The 18,029-nt window shown below is 33.6% G+C and carries 11 protein-coding genes; 7 read left to right on the top strand and 4 right to left on the bottom strand.

What is annotated here, in order from left to right; translation table 11 throughout:
- Positions 1-61 precede the first annotated feature (61 nt).
- Positions 62-886: a DUF5694 domain-containing protein gene (locus NBT05_RS04775; protein WP_265772309.1), complete on the top strand. Its 825-nt coding sequence runs from the start codon at positions 62-64 to the stop codon at positions 884-886.
- Between the two features lie 65 nt (positions 887-951).
- Here the strand turns inward: NBT05_RS04775 and NBT05_RS04770 are convergent, their stop codons facing one another.
- The gene (locus tag NBT05_RS04770) at positions 952-1,560 is read right to left on the bottom strand and encodes a superoxide dismutase (RefSeq protein ID WP_265772307.1); all 609 of its coding nucleotides are present in this window, start codon (positions 1,558-1,560) and stop codon (positions 952-954) included.
- Between the two features lie 159 nt (positions 1,561-1,719).
- Between NBT05_RS04770 and NBT05_RS04765 the strand changes: the two genes are divergently transcribed.
- The 6 genes from NBT05_RS04765 to NBT05_RS04740 all read left to right on the top strand — a co-directional run bounded on the left by NBT05_RS04765 (position 1,720) and on the right by NBT05_RS04740 (position 14,261).
- A complete protein-coding gene (locus NBT05_RS04765) occupies positions 1,720-4,869 on the top strand; it encodes a UvrD-helicase domain-containing protein (protein WP_265772306.1) in 3,150 nt (1,049 codons plus the stop codon).
- 502 nt (positions 4,870-5,371) lie between these two features.
- Entirely contained in the window at positions 5,372-6,772 is a 1,401-nt protein-coding gene (locus NBT05_RS04760) for an OmpA family protein (protein WP_265772305.1), read from the top strand.
- A 383-nt stretch (positions 6,773-7,155) separates the two neighbouring features.
- Complete coding sequence (locus NBT05_RS04755; RefSeq protein WP_265772303.1) at positions 7,156-9,888, top strand: PD-(D/E)XK nuclease family protein; 2,733 nt, start codon at positions 7,156-7,158, stop codon at positions 9,886-9,888.
- Positions 9,889-9,907: 19 nt separating this feature from the next.
- On the top strand, positions 9,908-10,756 hold the full coding sequence (locus NBT05_RS04750; RefSeq protein WP_322874197.1) for an alpha/beta hydrolase family protein: 849 nt from the start codon (positions 9,908-9,910) through the stop codon (positions 10,754-10,756).
- Between the two features lie 509 nt (positions 10,757-11,265).
- Positions 11,266-13,641, top strand: coding sequence for a TonB-dependent receptor (locus NBT05_RS04745; protein WP_265772302.1), 2,376 nt, complete (start codon positions 11,266-11,268; stop codon positions 13,639-13,641).
- Between the two features lie 11 nt (positions 13,642-13,652).
- Entirely contained in the window at positions 13,653-14,261 is a 609-nt protein-coding gene (locus NBT05_RS04740; protein ID WP_265772301.1) for a type 1 periplasmic binding fold superfamily protein, read from the top strand.
- A gap of 1,363 nt (positions 14,262-15,624) precedes the next feature.
- Here the strand turns inward: NBT05_RS04740 and NBT05_RS04735 are convergent.
- The 3 genes from NBT05_RS04735 to NBT05_RS04725 form a co-directional block, all read right to left on the bottom strand.
- Positions 15,625-15,963 (bottom strand): transposase, encoded by a 339-nt coding sequence (locus tag NBT05_RS04735; protein WP_265772299.1) that lies wholly within the window; start codon positions 15,961-15,963, stop codon positions 15,625-15,627.
- Between the two features lie 213 nt (positions 15,964-16,176).
- Positions 16,177-16,686, bottom strand: coding sequence for a helix-turn-helix domain-containing protein (locus NBT05_RS04730; RefSeq protein WP_265769609.1), 510 nt, complete (start codon positions 16,684-16,686; stop codon positions 16,177-16,179).
- A gap of 273 nt (positions 16,687-16,959) precedes the next feature.
- Positions 16,960-17,940 carry an IS30 family transposase gene (locus tag NBT05_RS04725; protein WP_265770627.1) on the bottom strand — a complete coding sequence of 327 codons (981 nt, stop codon included), beginning with the start codon at positions 17,938-17,940 and terminating at the stop codon, positions 16,960-16,962.
- Positions 17,941-18,029 lie beyond the last annotated feature (89 nt).

The raw sequence follows: 18,029 nt of genomic DNA, 5'->3' as shown, positions 1-18,029 counted from the left end.
TTTTATATACTTTTTACTTCTTTAAAAACAATATTTTAAAAACTAACTCATCGATCAATCTATGAAGTCAACCACATTTTTACTTATCTTCTTTACGATTTCTTTATATACTCAAAATAAACAAGATGGAAGCAAAGTAGAAGTTCTCTTAATTGGGACTTCTCATTGGGCTAATTATCAAAATGAAGGATTAGATGTGACTCAAACTAATGAAATTGATATCCTTTCTAAAACCTACCAGAAAGAATTAATGGAAATAGCATTAAAAATAGCTGATTTTAAACCAGATAAAGTTTTCGTAGAAAGAACAATTGAATATCAACCCAAATTGGATAGCCTTTATAATAGCTTTCTAAATAACAATCAAATTACAACATCACGGAATGAAATTCAACAACTAGGATTTAGAGTTGCCGGGCTTTTAAATTATAAAAAGGTTTATGCCATAGATTATAGAGAAACCTATTTTCCGTATGATAGTTTGCTTACTGTCATGAAATCTTCCGGTCAAGCCGAATTATTAGAACAAGATGAGAGAGATACAGAAATTTTTGAAAAGGAATACAATCAATTGGTAAAGGATAGAAGTTCTTTAAAAGAAATATTTGCTTATGTCAATAGTCAGAAACAACGTAAACTGGACTTAGGATGGTACTTGAATGTAGCTAATAAAGCCGGTGGGTTAGATAATACTGTTGGTTCCTTTTTAGCTTCAGAATGGATGAGAAGAAACATGTATATCTATTCGAACATACAAAAATACATTGAAAAAGAAGATAACCGAATTATGGTATTACTAGGATCTAGTCACATGGCGGTATTGGAATTACTTATTCAATACAATCCGGATTGGGAAATAGTAGAATTAAACAGTTTATTGGATTAACTTGTAAATAATAAACTTCAAGGGAAGTAGTCTAGCAAACTACTTCCCTTAAAGAAAATTTATCATTATTTACCCTGTGCGTATTTTGCATTTACTTCTTCCCAATTAATAACATTAAAGAAAGAATCGATATATTCAGGTCTTTTATTTTGGTACTTTAAGTAATAAGCATGTTCCCAAACGTCTAAACCTAAAATAGGAGTGCCTCCGCATCCTACCCCTGGCATTAACGGATTATCCTGGTTAGGAGTAGCACAAATTTCTACTTCTCCACCTTCTAATACACATAACCAGGCCCATCCGGATCCGAACTGAGTAGCCGCTGCTTTAGAAAAAGCGTCTTTAAAAGCTTCGTAAGAACCGAACTTTTTAGTAATTGCATCAGCTACCGCCCCTGTCGGTTGTCCGCCTCCATCCGGAGACATTACTTCCCAGAATAAAGTGTGATTATAATATCCCCCACCATTATTTCGGACTGCACTATCTGACTTATCCAGGTTAATTAAAATATTTTCGATAGTTTTTCCTTCAAGGTCCGTACCTTCAATGGCATTATTTAATTTATTGGTATATCCGGCATAATGCTTACCATGGTGAATTTCCATAGTTTGAGCGTCAATATTAGGTTCTAATGCATCAAAAGCATAGTTTAATTTTTGTACTTCAAAAGACATATGTTGTTTTTTAAGTGTTAATACTAAAAGATTTCAAATTTAGGGATTCGGCTTTGCAATTAAAACTATAATTTGTTATAAATTATTTAATAAAACCGGTATCTTTCTTACATCATTTTTTAAACAATATGAATCCAATAATACTTTTAAATTACCACTTTGGCTATAGCATCTAATGGTCTGATCATCTACAACGCGGCGGCGGGAGCAGGAAAAACCTATACCCTTGTAAAAGATTATCTTATTTCTATCCTACGCAATCCGGAAATTGATGGTTACAAGCAAATCCTGGCTATTACTTTTACTAATAAAGCGGTAGCAGAAATGAAATCCAGGATATTAGAAAAATTAGTAAAGTTAAGTGTTTTAACTGATAATAAAACTACCGACCCTTTACTATTAACACTAATGTTAGAAACAAATTTGAACAGTAAACAGATTCAGCAGAAATCAGCTACCATTGTAAAGCATATTTTGCATAATTACTCGGGATTTAATGTAGTCACCATTGATACCTTTACCCATAGGATTTTAAGGACTTTTGCAAAAGACCTGAACCTAGCTTCTAATTTTGAAATCGAAATGGATTTTGAAGTATTACTGGATGAAGCTATTCAGAGGGTTATTAATCAAATTGGAGTACATAAAGAATTAACTCAGGTTTTAATCAAATTTTCGTTATCAAAACTGGATCAGGATAAAAGCTGGGACATTGCTATCGAATTAAAAAAAATAGGAAACCTTTTACAAAGTGAGAATCAGCAAAAACATATTTATAAAATTTACTATAAATCCTTTGCAGATTTTAAAGAACTCAACCATCAACTTACGCAACGAAGCAAAACCGTTAAAACTGGCATCAAAGATGCCGCAAATCATATATTAACCCTTATAGAAAACTCCGGCTTACACGAAAAAGATTTTACAAGAGGTTCCATTCCTAAACATTTTACTAAACTAAGTCAGGGCGATACCACTTTTAATACAAGAACTGGCTGGAAACAAAATAGTACAGAAGCTTCCTTTTATAATAAATCGACAAAGGAGAACATTAAGGAACGTATAGATAGTATCCGTCCACAAATTGAAGCTACGATTATTCAAACCCAAACCTGGCTGGGCGAACTGGATTTTATAGCCAATATTCAAAAAAATCTAATTCCGTTAGCAGTACTTCAAATTATTCATAAAGAGCTTGATCTCTTAAAGAAAGAAAAAAGCCTGGTATTAATTTCAGAGTTTAATACTACTATTAGTAATGCCATTAAAGATCAACCCGCCCCTTTTATTTATGAAAGGTTAGGCGAACGGTATAAAGAATTTTTTATAGACGAATTTCAGGATACTTCTGTACTACAATGGCAAAATCTGATCCCTTTAATAGACAATGCCGTATCTACTGAAGACTTTAACGGACAAAGAGGAACCATAACGATTGTGGGAGATGCTAAACAGGCCATTTACCGATGGCGTGGGGGAGATGCAGAGCAGTTGATTGAGTTATCCGGTACGCTAAATCCTTTTGCAAATCCGGATAAACGGGTATCCAATCTTCCCAAAAATTACCGGAGTTATTCGGAAATAGTAAGTTTTAATAATTCCTTCTTTTCTTTTATAGCCAAAGGCTTTGCATCTGCTCAATATGAGGAGTTGTACCTTTCTGGAAATCAGCAAGAAGGTAATGATAAGAACGGGGGATATGTAAGTATTGATTTTATTGATGCAAAAACCAGTACGGAAGAAACGGATGCTTATACTAAAAGAACTTATGAGCTTATACAAGAAGCATTAAAACAAGGTTTTAAACTTGGGGATATCTGCATCTTGGTTCGTAAACAAAAAGAAGGTGCGGCTATTGCTTCTTACCTTGCAGAGCAACAGATTGCCATTACCTCATCAGAAACCTTATTACTTAAAAATGATAAGCAGGTAGCAGGTATACTTTCTTTAGTGCAGTGGACGGTAGAGGAGGATAATCTTATTGCTAAAGCAAATTTCCTTTATTTTATGAGTATGCATTTACAAGTTAAAGAGATGCATGACTTTCTGGAAATGGGGTTAAAACTGAATTTTACAGAATTGTCCTTTCTATTAAATGATCAGTATAACCTTTATGTTGACTTTTATAAATTTCAATCTTTATCATTATACGAAGCATTAGAATATGGTATACGTAGTCTTTCTTTGGATTTAAATAATGCAGCCTATTTACAATCCTTACTTAATGAAGCTTTCCTGTTTACCCAAAAATACGATACGGGTACTACCGGATTTTTAGATTTTTGGGAACAGAAAAAAGACAAATTAAGTATTTCAAGCCCCGGAAAAACAAATGCTGTTGAAATCATGACCATTCATAAATCCAAAGGTTTGGAGTTCCCTGTGGTAATTTATTCCTTTGCCAATACTGATGTCTATCGAGAAATCGAACCCACCTTATGGTTACCCGTTACACCAAAGGAATATAACGGATTCAATGAAGTATTTGTAAATTATAAAAAAGACCTGGCAACAATCAACGAAGTATACTATGATATTGTAGAAAGGCATAGGTCTCAATTAGAATTAGATGCATTTAACCTATTGTATGTAGTACTAACCCGGGCAAAAGTACAATTACATATTATATCAAAGTTTGAGCTAAACGCAAAAGGCGAGTGTAATCCCGATAAATTTTCAGGTAAATTTATTACCTATTTAGAAGAGTTAGGCAGATGGAACATTAACACTTTTCATTATCCTTTCGGAAGTAAAAAAGAAAATAGCAAAGAAGAAGAACAAAATGTTGAAATGATGAGTCTGGATACAGCTTCTTTAAACCAACAAAATAACTACCAGCTACAAATCTCAACTACAGCCAGTCAATTATGGAATTCTGATCTTTCAAAACAAAAAGCTACGACCCGGCAAATTCGTGAATTACTTACGTACATCAAAACTGAAGTTGATATAGAACGCACTGTTGAAAATTTTTATGTCAAAGGAGTAATATCTGTTGATCAGAAAACATATTACAAACTACGATTACAAAAAATTGTAACCCATCCAAAGTTAGCCCCATTTTATAAAAAAGGGGTATCTGTGTTAATAAAAAGGGAATTATTTTATAAAGGAAGACTATATTGTCCTGACCGGATTACTATAGCTGATAAGACAGCTGTAATTATTAACTTTAGCCTAAGTACGCCCGTACAAAAAGACAAAGAACGTATTCAAAAGCATACGATAATCTTAGAAAAAATGGGATATCAAATTACAAAAAGAATTCTATGCAGCCTTACCATACCTATCAATATACAGGAAGTTTAATCTATTTGATAAAGTAGTTTTTAAATAGAATTTGATTAGGTCGTATAACAGGAGCCTCGTGTTTTTACTGTAAAGATTTGCATTAGATGGGCTTTACTGTCAAACTCCAAAATTTTACAAATAATACGACTGACCAACTTGATTTTTTGTTCAAAATTCTCAAAAACAAGTCAGGTATTTTAAAAGATGTCGCTAATACATAGAAAATATAACGTTAAACCTATTTTTTTCTTAAATACAAGCTAAAAAAGGAATTTAGTTGTGATAGAAGTACTATAATTGTAGCTGATAAAATAACAACTATAGGTTGCAAGTGCAATACAATAAGTACTGAATTCTTAAATTTAACAGTTATAAAGGCAAATTAATAAAACCTCAAAACCCCTGTAAACATTGATGAACACTGGGCTATTAAGAAAATTTTATAGATTTTACCTTTGACAGTAAACTTTAACATATTACATTTGCTTCGAATTAACACTTAAAAATTAAATTATTAAATATGAAACATCTTAGCAGATTTTTAGTTGCTTCGTTACTAGTACTGGGATTTGGTACGGCGAACGCACAAGATGAAAACAACCCTTGGGCGGTGTCGATAGGCGTAAATGCCGTTGATGTTTATCCTACCGGAGGTGATCTTCCATCACAGGGAGGTATCTTCGACGAGTATTTTAACGTAAGTGATCACTGGAATATTCTTCCTTCGGTTTCCAGACTATCTGTGGACAGATATATTGGAGATGGCTTTACCTTTGGGGTAGCCGGAGCAGTGAACAAGATTGAAAATTTTGGAGAAATAGATGGTGTAGATGTAAGTGTTGATGATTTATCTTACTATTCTATAGATGGTAAAATCGGATTTAGCCTTAAACCACTATTAAAGCAAACCTGGTTTGACCCACATATCGGAATTGGTGGTGGTTATACCTGGATTGACGAAATTGGAATCGGTACAGGTAACGGAACTTTAGGAATAAGATTTTGGTTTTCTGAAAACTTAGCTTTAGATCTTTCTTCTACTTATAAATATGTATTTGAAGAATATGAATCTCCTGATAATAGCTATCCTCCTACCCACTTTCAACATACAGCTGGTTTAACTTTCGCTTTCGGAGGTAAAGATACGGATGGTGACGGAGTATATGATAAGGATGATGAGTGTCCTGAAACTCCAGGTCTTGCAGAATTTAACGGATGTCCTGATACAGATTCTGATGGTATTCCTGATGCAAAAGATGATTGTCCTGATCAAGCAGGTTTAGCTGAATTTAACGGATGTCCTGATACGGATGGAGACGGAGTACCTGATCCTCAAGACGAATGTCCTACAGAAGCTGGTTTAGCAAATCTTAACGGATGTCCTGATGCAGATGCAGATGGAATTAAGGATTCTGCTGATGAATGTCCTAACGAATTCGGTCCTGCCGAAAATAACGGATGTCCTTACCAGGATAAAGATGGTGACGGTGTATTAGATAAAGATGATAACTGTCCTGACGTAGCAGGTACTGTGGCAAATAATGGTTGTCCTGAAGTAACTGAAGAAGTACAAAACAAATTAAACGAGTATGCGGCTCAGATCCTTTTCGATTTAGGAAAAGCAACCATTAAGAAAGAATCTACTGAAAAGCTTACTGAAATTCAAACGATTTTAAATGAATATCCTACTGCTAAATTTACTGTAGAAGGTCATACAGATAGTTCAGGTAGTGATAAACTGAACCAAAAATTATCTGATGCCAGAGCAAATGCTGTAAAAACTTGGTTAGTTGATAAAGGTGTTGATCAGTTTAGATTATCTGCTATCGGATATGGAGAAGCAAGACCTATCGCTACAAATAAAACAAGAGCAGGTAGAGCACAAAACAGACGTGTTGAAATTAACTTAGTAAAAGAATAATAATTCGAACTAAACTAATTTTTGATGATATAAAAAGCGCTTCCTTTTGGAGGCGCTTTTTTTAATAAGTAATTTTACAAGTACAACTAAAGATTTAGTAAACAATATAAAAGATGTATGTTTGTTAAGACATATTTAGTTGATTTTTAATAACGTAGAATGCAATGGCTTTAGTTTAAAATAGTATAGATAATTCTATTTAAATAAATTAATCCCATCCCTAGCCCTTCCTAAAGGGAAGGTAGCTAAAAGTCCTTTCCTTTAGAAAAGACTTAGGATAGGATAGATAGCAGTAAATAAAATAGTTGGGTTCAATTTTGACATACTAGCGCTATTACAAACTAGAACCAGTACAATAAATAATCTCTTTTCTTTCCTACCCTATGAAAAGTTTTTTAGCAGAAGTTGTTACAGAAGTATATAAGAAAGAGATATCACTGGATCAATGTATTTTTATTGTTCCTAATAAGCGGGCAGGTATTTTTTTAAAGAAAGAAATATTAAAACAAAATCCCGAAGCAACTCTAATCCTTCCTGAAATTTACGGAATTGAAGACTTTATTGGAACCCTGGTAGATTTACAACCGATAGAATATATCCAGTTGTTATTTGAATTTTATAAAATTTATCTTATCACCTTACCAGATGAAACTAAAGAAACTTTCGAAAGCTTTATTTCCTGGGCTACCATTGTTTTAAAAGATTTTTTTGAAGTTGATAGTCACTGTTTACCCGTAGACCGTTTTTTTTCTTATCTATCAGATATTAAAGAACAAGAACATTGGTATATACAAGATCAGAAAACGGAACTGATGGAAAATTACCTAAAGTTTTGGCAAAATATAGCCGTTTTCTACGATGCTTTTACCAATCATCTACTTTCCAAAGGTATGGCGCATACCGGGCTAATGTATAGAACCGCTGCTCAATCAAGTAAGGAGTATAGTACAATTACAGACAAAACACATCTGTTTGTAGGTTTTAATGCCTTAAATAAAGCAGAAGAACTTATAATTACCAATTTGATACATACAGGTAGAGCAAAGGTTTTTTTAGATACCGATGCCTATTTATTACACACCCCTTTCCATAGCGCAGCCCATTTTCTTAAAAAATATATAAAAGAATGGGAGTATTTTAAAGATTATCCTATACATCCTAAAAATCAATTTTCAGAACCCAAACAAATTGAAATTATCGGAGCTTCTCAAGCAGTGGGTCAGGCTAAGGTTTTACAAAAAATTCTATCCGATATTCCTCAGGAAAATCAGGAACAAACAGCAGTAGTATTAGCAGACGAGTCTGTATTATTACCTGTGCTTAATGCCATACCAGGCAACATCCGGACGGTAAATATTACCATGGGGATGCCGGTAAAAGATGTTCCTTTTCAATACTTTTTTGCAAATCTTTTAAATGCACATTTGTCTTCTACTCAAGAAGGTTTTTATTATCAGGATGTATTACTACTTATATCTCATACCTTATTACAAAAATTAATACGACCCGAAGTTACAGCTCTTAATACCTTTATTAAAGATCAGAATTTACTTTATATTACTTTTAAAGAAATTGAGGCAATTAGTAAAAGTACTGAAGATGAAACCCTTAAATTATTATTTACCCCTTATCAAACGGTCTCTATTGCTTTGGAAAACATATTAAAGTTTATTAATTTTTGTAAAAATCAATTTTCTGAAGAAGAAGATGCCACTACGCATACCTATCTGTATCATTTCAATATTATTTTTACCCAACTTCTTGATTTTCAGGATAGGTACAAGGCAATTAAATCTTTAAAAGTCCTGTTGTATTTTTACAGAGAAATAGTAAAAAATCAATCGGTTGATTTTATTGGAGAACCTTTACAAGGCTTACAAATCATGGGAATGTTAGAAACCCGATGCCTTAATTTTGACACAGTCATTATAAATTCTATGAATGAAGGTATTATACCAGCAGGAAAAACGGAGTCCTCTTTTATTCCTTATGATCTTCGTAAACTGTATCAACTTCCTACTTATAAAGATAGAGATGCTATTTTCTCTTATAATTTTTATCGTTTGATTCAAAGAGCTAAAAAGGTGTATTTAATTTATAATACTGAGAATGAAGGAGTGGGAGGTGGAGAAAAAAGCCGTTTTATTCGTCAGTTAATAATCGACAAACAGCCTAATCATCATCTGGTAGAGAAAGTAGGAATTGCTTCTATATCTTCGATAGTTCAACCCAGATTAGAGATTGTTAAGAATGAAGCAGTGCTTTCTTCGCTAAAAAAATGGGCAGCCCACGGCATTTCACCTTCTGCACTAACTACTTATATTCGTAATCCTATTGATTTTTATTACCAATACGTTTTAAGAATTAAAGAAGAGAATGTTGTAGAAGAGACTGTGGCCGCAAATACATTAGGAACTATTGTACATAATACACTAGAGAATTTATATAAACCTTTAAAGGGTAATTGTGTAACCGCTAGTGATTATAAAGATTTCCTTAAAAAAATAGAAGATGAAGTATCACAACAATTTCGAAGCGAATACAGTACGATCCATATTAAAAAAGGAAAGAACTTATTAATTTATGAAGTTGCCAAACGCTACATAGAACGCTTTATAGCATTAGAAAAAAAAGTATCTGCAACAGAAGTTATAAAGGTGAAAGGGGTTGAAGAAAATTTAAAAGTAAACTTTATGTCCGAAGCTTTTGACTTTCCAGTAGTATTAAGAGGAAAAGTAGATCGTATTGACGAAATTGATGGTAACCTACGAATTTTGGATTATAAAACCGGAAGGGTAAGTGCATCAGAACTCAAAATCAATACTATAACCGAAGTGATTACGGATTATAAGTATAGTAAAGCTTTCCAGGTATTGATGTACGGTTATTTGTATAAAAACCAACCTGGAAACAAAGAAAAAGATATCTACGGAAGTATCGTTTCTTTTAAAAATCTAAAAGAAGGGTTTTTACAATTAAAATATAAAATGGAAGGCGATAAAAAACTATATGAAAATATGGATGTAAATTGTATGACCGAATTTCATCAAGTGCTTGAAACGCTGCTAAAAGAAATATTTAATCCGAATCTACCTTTTATAGAAAAGGCGGTATAGACTAATTACTAAAAATATAATGATAAAGATACATAAGAATCAGGCAATCCCCGGTAGACATCAAAAAAGTATTGTTACGGACGTTTTTTATCAGGAAAATAATAAGAAAAAACCAATTGTGATCTTCTGTCATGGGTATAAAGGTTTTAAAGATTGGGGTGCCTGGGACTTAATGGCTACTACCTTTGCCGAACAGGGTATGTTCTTTATAAAATTTAATTTTTCTCATAATGGCGGTACCTTATCTCAACCTATAGACTTCCCGGACCTGGATGCCTTTGCCGAAAATAATTACAGCAAGGAGTTGGATGACCTGCAAACTATCATCGACCGGATCAGTGATACAAAGAATCCTTATCATAATGAACTTGATGTACATCATATTGCGCTTATCGGTCACTCAAGAGGGGGCGGTATTGCTTGTATAAAAGCTTCGGAAGAACCTAAAATTACCAAGTTGGTTACCTGGGCTGGAGTATCAGATTATGCCGTTCGCTTTCCGGATAAAAAAGGCTTAGAAGATTGGAAAAAGAAAGGAGTAGTCTATGTAGAAAATTCACGTACTAAACAACAAATGCCCCATCATTATCAGTTTTATACAGACTTTAAAGAAAACGAAGACAGGTTAACCATTAAAAAAGCAGTAAACAAACTTAATATCCCTTACCTCATTATTCATGGAACGGATGACACTACGGTACATTACAAAGAAGCAGAGGCTTTACATTCCTGGAATTTACAAAGCAAATTGGAATTAATTGAAGGTTCAAATCATGTTTTTGAAGCACAACATCCGTGGACGGAGAGCAAATTGCCTGAAAATTTACGGGAAGTAGTGTCTAAAACGGTGTCCTTTGTAATAATTTAACAATGTGTACATATTATTAACATAGTTATTTTCGTTTATTTGACACGTGAAAAGCATAAAATCCATAATAGCTATAATTTTCCTGATTTATTTCGGGTTCATTCAGGTAATGGATTTGCATGTTTTATCTCATGATGCTGATGGTGGCTCTGATTGTATAGTCTGTATAACATCAAATGATATACATCCTGATGACTATGTTTTACCTCAACCGGCTTATGTAGCTCAAGATAGAATACCGCTTGTTAGCAACGTAGTCTATGGCTTTTTTCCTATAAGCATAGATCGTATTATAACCCATTCTTTTCTTAATAAGGCACCACCTGCTTATCTTTTTTCTTAATGGTAAAAGAATAAGGTAACTTTTAGTGTTCCCTAAGTCTTTTATAAATCATTCTATTTTATAAAACATACTATACATCAGTAGTATAACGCTATTTATAAAGCGTTCTAAAATAGGCTCTCTTTAATCTTCTGAAGATATAATGATAAAAAATATAGTATTAATTATGCTATTTATAAGTGTTTCACATATAACGGCACAGGATTGTCAGCAGACGCTTTCAGGCAATGTGATTGATTTTCATGATGGGATACCGCTACAAGGCGCAACAATAAGCTTTAACGATCAAGTGGTAGAAACAGATGAGAACGGGGTCTTTACGATTCGGGGTTTGTGCCCTACCAGTTATGCTTTTACTATCGAACACGAAGCGTGTAATTCGCAGGTAGTGCTGGTAGATATGAAAAAGGAGAGTACTAAAAACTTTTACCTGGAACATCACCTAAATGAATTGCAAGAAGTTACTATTTCTAAAAGAACATTGGATAAAACCCTTTCCGCTCAGGAGCAAACCCTTAGTCAGGACGTATTAGAAAACTACAGCAGTGCTTCGCTGGGTGATGCCTTAAAAGAAATAGCAGGGGTTTCTTCACTAAATACAGGTGCTACCATTGTAAAACCTATTATACAAGGATTGTACGGTAGCCGTGTTCTTATTATAAACAATGGGGTGCGTATGCAGGATATGGAATGGGGAGATGAACATGCTCCTAATGTTGATGTGAATACAGCAGGTAAAATAACTGTGGTAAAAGGAGCTTCTGCTTTAAAGTATGGCGGGGACGCCATTGGAGGAACTGTGATTATGGAACCTGGTAAGGTTCCTGCAAAAGATACCATTTTTGGTAAAACGGTGATAACAGGTCATACTAATGGGCGGGGAGGTTCCCTAACATCACAATTAGTAAAAGGATACAAAGAAGGATGGTTTTTAAAAGCACAAGGAACGGTTAAAAGATTCGGGGATTTTGAGGCTTCTGAATATGTATTAACTAATACTGGGATATCTGAGAGAGGCCTTTCTGCTGCATTTGGTGTAAATAAATTTACATATGGTTGGGATGCTTACTATTCCTATTTCGAAAACGAAATAGGAGTATTAGAAGCTTCTCATGTAGGCAATCGTAGATCTTTACTGGAATCTATAAATAATATGCAACCCGATGTTATAAGGGATTTTACATATGATATTGGCAATCCAAAACAAAATGTTACCCATCACCTGGGCCGTTTACGCATCTTTAAAAGATTTGAAGAATTAGGGAAGTGGACTACTCAATATGATTTTCAGGATAACCAACGATTTGAATTTGATATTAGAAGAACAGAAGAATTAAGTAAAAAGCCAAGTCTGGATCTAGAACTGACTACACATACCATAACTTCGGATTTTAAATTTGATTCAAAAAGTAATTATGAGCTTAACGTTGGATTCATGGGAAGGTATCAAGATAATTTTGCGGACCCGGGAACGGGAGTAAGACGTTTAATTCCGGATTACGATAAATACGATGCAGGAGCTTTTATAACCGGAGAACTGGATATAAATTCAAATACTTCCCTTGAAGCAGGTATGCGTTATGACTATAATTATATAAACGCTAAAAAGTTTTATCAGAATTCAAGATGGGAAGAAAGAAACTACCAAGAGGATTTTTCAGAAATTATAATAGATAATAATGTTTCGGGATCTCAGCTCTTAGCCAATCCGATTTTTGATTATCATAGCTTTTCGGGCACTATTGGAGTTGGATATGATTTCAAAGAAAAATACGAGTTTCGTGCCAATTATGCATTAGCACAAAGAGCTCCCAATCCTTCGGAATTATTTAGTGATGGATTGCATCATTCTTCATCCAGAATAGAAGTAGGTGATTTAAGAATAGTACAGGAAACCTCTAATAAACTATCTGTCTCACTTCATAAAAACGGTGAAAAGTTCGGATGGGAAATAGCTCCTTTTATAAATCAAATAGATGATTTTATTATTTTAGAACCCGTTGGTGTTAACTTTACAATTAGAGGTGAATTTCCAGTATGGAATTACAGACAGACAGATGCACAATTCTATGGTATTGATGCAACGGGTTATTTAAATTGGAATACAAATTGGACTACTTCACATCGTTTCTCTTTAGTTAAAGGATATGAAAGAGATGATGATCAAGCCTTAATTAACATACCTGCTCCTAATACTATAAATTCAGTCACTTTTACAAAACCAAATTGGTCAGGATTAAAAGTTTCTTTAGAAAGTCAATATCATTTTCGGCAAAACGAAGTTCCTCCCAATTTTACCATATTTCTTCCGGATACGCAGGAAGAACTTACTTTAGAAATTAATACACCTCCGGATGCATATCATTTACTAAACTTAGATATATCAACGGAGTTTCCCATAAAAAACAAGAGTTCTTTACAAGTAGGATTAGCAATTAGTAATCTAATGGATATAACCTACAGAAATTACCTGAATCGTCAGCGATTTTTTGCGGATGATTTAGGTAGAAATTTTTCAATCCGAGTATTAATTAATTATTAAATATTATTGACATGACAAACACACGTAAATTTTTAGCATTATTCCTGGCAGGCACTTTTTTCATAACCTCTTGTTCTGATGATGACGAAGGTGATAATCCGGATCCAGTAAATGAAGAAGAGGTAATTACCACGATGACAGTAACCTTAACTGGTGGAGGTGACACGGTCACTCTTAACTTTTTTGATCCGGATGGTGAAAATGGACCTATTGCTCCTGTAAAAAGTGTAGAGGGTGATTTAAAAGTAAATACTACCTATAATGGTACGATACAATTATTAAATGCTTCAGAAGAAGAGGTAGAAGATGTTAATGATGAAATTAAAGCCGAAGCAGATGAACATCAGTTTTTTTATTTAACAGATGATTTAGGAATTACAATTACGTATGATGATAAAGAGTCAGATTTTGAGAATTCTCAGGGAATGCAATTTGAATCAGACAACCCTGTAGGTATTGATTTTACTCTTACTACTACAGATCAAATAGGTGATGCAGAGTTAGAAATTATATTATTGCATGAATTAGATAAAAACGCTGAAGGAGTAGCCGGAGGAAATACTGATAATGCAGGAGGTGAACCGGATATTGAGGTTACTTTTAATATTACCGTAGAATAATAACGAAGTTTATAAACTATAATAGTTTATAAAATAGTTTCACAATTAAACTTAAACCATACCACCTTTGGGTTTTCTAGGGGTGGTATTTTATTCTATATATGTATAAAAAGGGTAGGGAACTGGCATTACGTTAAGTTTAGCATTCGATAATTTCATCAAATTAGAAATTAACTGAATTTTAAAGATAATTTCAACCCAATTATAGGACTTGTCATCGAGCGATCAACGCTTTTTTTAAGATAAATTAATAGAACTTGATGTAATATCACTATTGCACTTATTAAACTACTGTTAAAAGAGGTTAAAAAACGATAAAAATCACCTTTTATCGAATTACCGCATTAAATTTCTGGGTTTTTTCCCTTTTTTAAATAATTTATTAACTATATTTGAATCAGGAATTAGTAGTAATACCGGGTGGTTATTATTAGATAACCATAGCGCTGTTAATAATTAATTTTGTAATTTAAATTTATATTGAGAATTGTGTAACAATTTTTAATAAGTATCGTTTATATTAATACAAAATGACCAGTCTTTGACTAGAATATGATAGTTTTTACCTACGTATTTTAGGATTATGGCAAAAATGAGAACAGAAATCTAAAGTATAGGTAGATTTAAAATTATAGGATTTATATTTGCCTTGCAAAAATATGATAATAGAACAATTGAAACGTTCATAATTATGTATAAGTTGAGTTTGTGTTAAATATTATAATTAAGTTTCAATTTAGATCCCTGGGAGTAGTTAACCCGGGGATCGCTTTTTTGTAATTATTCGTAGTTAATTTTATTTTAAAATATTGAAAATCAATTGTTTAAAATTTATTTTAGAGTTATTTGAAGCTAATATTTTTTTGTTTTTATTTTATCTGGTTTTGTGCTATCCTGAAGGTTTTTATGTAAATAGATAAATAACAGATAATTACGAAAATTAATGTTTTGTAGAGCATGATTTGGGAGCAGGTTCTTTTTAAAACCTTTTAATCTCAGTATATCAATATATGAATTTGTTAAATTGTATTGAATATGTTTAGGGGCATATTTGGTAATATTAAGAGCTTTATAGACTTACATCTTTCGTGGCATAACAATGCAAACTTTAAATGGTATATTTTCCTAACTATTAAGCTTTTGCTGATAAACTTGTATATCGTCCCTATAAGACCACTTACATCTTACTTATTCTGTTTTATCATCTTAGAAATAGGGTAAATTTAGGATTAATGGGAAAAAATATTTCCTTCACAACACAAGAGGTTTCAACCACTTCATTATTAAAGCTTTATACAACCCCAGGGCTCTAGTTTGATTCAGCTATTATATGCATCTTTTATATTATACGATATACGGTTATTTATTTCGCATAAAAGGCGTTTAAGTAGTGATGGTTCCCAACAATAGATTTTATTGTTTCTTGGCTCATACTATCAACGAATTGCTTCAGCCAATCTTTTAGGTCTTCTAAATTTTTATACGTTTTATTTTTAAACCTCTTTTTGATATAAGCCCAGACTTGCTCACAAGGGTTTAATTCAGGGGTATATGGTGGTATCCTAAGGAGTTTGATATTATCAGGTATTAGCATATCTTTTGTTGAATGAAACCCTGCATTATCTATTACTACTATCTTTAACTCACAAGGTTTATGCTCTGATAGTTGCTTTAAATAGTTATGGAAAATTTCTTTGTTCACATTTTCTACCTCTAAGACTATACTGTCCCATTTATTGGGGAGTACGCACCATAGAGGTAGGTGTTTTTAAATTTATGTTGAAACTTAACTTTAGGGGCAACAGACTTAGCTGTAATAACTGTACCTACCTGGGTTTTTAAGCCAAAACGAGCTTCATCTTGAAAGTAAAGGTTTATAGAACCGTAGATATCTTTATTTAGACTTAATCTTAATTCAGAAATTAGATTTGGTAAGTTTTAAAAAATCAGCCTGAGCTTCCGGATCCTTCTTAATATGGGATTTTCTTGGTTGTTTGATTTTAGAACCAAAAACATCAATCATATATTCACGTAGGGTATTGTATGGGTAGCTAATCCCGTATTGCTCTTTGACCCAATTTACTGCCTGAACGTAACTCTCAAAACCTTGATAGCTATCATTCAACCTTTTGGATAAACCAGTGTGAACAGCTTTGGTCACTTTACGCTCTTTAGCCTTCCTAGGCTTTGAACCAATTAACATAGCTTCAATACCTTCTTCTTTGTATGTTTTTAACCACAACTCCATTGTACGGACATTATAACCCAAATGCTTTGCTAAATCAGATTGCTTTTTAAAAGTCTTTTCTTTTATATAAAGCAAGGATTGTAACCGCAAAACATTCTTAGAATGTGATGCTTTACCAATCATAGAACGTAGTTGTGAAGAAGTCTCTAATACTTCAAATGATATGTGTTTTCCCATATCTAAATATACGAAATATTATCTCGTAAATCGTATTATGAATATATTAGTAATAAAGAACGGTTTGCCGTCACTTACATCTTTAGAGATATTGGAGTTATACGATTTACGGTTATTTATTTCGCATAAAAGGCATTTAAATAGTGATGGTTCCCAACAATAGATTTTATTGTTTCTTGGCTCATACTTTCAACGAATTGCTTCAACCAATCTTTTAGGTCTTCTAAATTTCTATACGTTTTATTTTTAAACCTCTTTTTTATATACCTACATTCAAGTTATAAATGCAACAGTTTGGGTTTTGTTGATAAAAGTTGCGTATACCTCATTGGGTGTTTTATACCCGAACCTTTTCCTAGGCCTATTGTTTAAAATGTTTTCTACTTTCTCTACCGCTTCCTTAGTTATCTCTGCAAAGCTACTACCTTTTGGGAAATACTGCCTTATCAGCCCGTTGAGGTTTTCATTGGCACCCCTTTGCCAGCTATGGTAGGGTTTTGCAAAGTAGAAATCAATGTCAAGCTCCTCTGCTATTTCCTGATGGTTTGCAAACTCCTTCCCGTTGTCACTGGTAATAGTTTTAATAAAGGGCTTCCAATCTTCCAGTAGTTCTTCCGTTTTCACCTGGACTTCCCGGGCTGATTTGTTTTCTATATGTCCCATCCTTAGCATCCCTGTAGCCCTATCGTTTATAGTGACAAGGGCACCTCTATGGTCTTTACCTATCACCAGGTCAATCTCAAGGTCACCTATCCTTTCTTTTTTGTCTACTACCCGGGGGCGTTCTGTTATGTCCCTTCTATTAGGGATGCACCCCCTACCTGCTTGCTTACCGCCTCTTTTCTGGTACTTCCTTCCCTTATTACGCAAACAAAGGTATGTTCTCCCGCCTGCTTTCTTATCCTGCCATATAAACTGGTAAATACGTTCATGCGATACACAAGGGGTCCCCTCTAGCATAGCCCTTCCTTTGATCTGTTCCGGGCTAAGGTGGTCTTGAAGCCCATCACAAACAAGCTTCTCCATGGAAGGGGTAAAAACCTTATGCTTTGTTTTATCCTTATGGCGTTTTTGGGCTTTTCTTTGGGCTAGCTCAGCATTGTACTTCCCACTTCGGTGATCAGCATTGCGTCCTACTTCCCTATATATAGTAGAGCGATCCCGACCCAACTGTTCTGCTATTTCCTTTTTAGGGGTTTTAAGTTCTAAAAGCGCTGATATTTTGTACCTTTCCTCCAGCGTTAAATGTTCCATATTCTTTAAGTTTTCCAACCCAAAGGTATGAGATTTTTCGCCGCCCCCACCATAGTTTTAGCCCTAGGGCTAAAACTATGGTGGGGGCT

The sequence above is a fragment of the Aquimarina sp. ERC-38 genome, assembly GCF_026222555.1.
In the GTDB taxonomy this organism is placed as follows: Bacteria; Bacteroidota; Bacteroidia; order Flavobacteriales; family Flavobacteriaceae; genus Aquimarina.
The sequence above is the reverse complement of the archived record's forward strand: the minus strand, read 5'-3'. Positions and strand labels throughout refer to the sequence as shown.

What these genes read in the sequence shown, in the direction of transcription:
- NBT05_RS04775 (WP_265772309.1), top strand. Translation starts at nt 62, where the DNA reads ATGAAGTCAACCACATTTTTACTTATCTTCTTTACGATTTCTTTATAT.
- NBT05_RS04770 (WP_265772307.1), bottom strand. Translation starts at nt 1,560, where the DNA reads ATGTCTTTTGAAGTACAAAAATTAAACTATGCTTTTGATGCATTAGAA.
- NBT05_RS04760 (WP_265772305.1), top strand. Translation starts at nt 5,372, where the DNA reads ATGAAACATCTTAGCAGATTTTTAGTTGCTTCGTTACTAGTACTGGGA.
- NBT05_RS04755 (WP_265772303.1), top strand. Translation starts at nt 7,156, where the DNA reads ATGAAAAGTTTTTTAGCAGAAGTTGTTACAGAAGTATATAAGAAAGAG.
- NBT05_RS04750 (WP_322874197.1), top strand. Translation starts at nt 9,908, where the DNA reads ATGATAAAGATACATAAGAATCAGGCAATCCCCGGTAGACATCAAAAA.
- NBT05_RS04745 (WP_265772302.1), top strand. Translation starts at nt 11,266, where the DNA reads ATGCTATTTATAAGTGTTTCACATATAACGGCACAGGATTGTCAGCAG.
- NBT05_RS04740 (WP_265772301.1), top strand. Translation starts at nt 13,653, where the DNA reads ATGACAAACACACGTAAATTTTTAGCATTATTCCTGGCAGGCACTTTT.
- NBT05_RS04730 (WP_265769609.1), bottom strand. Translation starts at nt 16,686, where the DNA reads ATGGGAAAACACATATCATTTGAAGTATTAGAGACTTCTTCACAACTA.
- NBT05_RS04725 (WP_265770627.1), bottom strand. Translation starts at nt 17,940, where the DNA reads ATGGAACATTTAACGCTGGAGGAAAGGTACAAAATATCAGCGCTTTTA.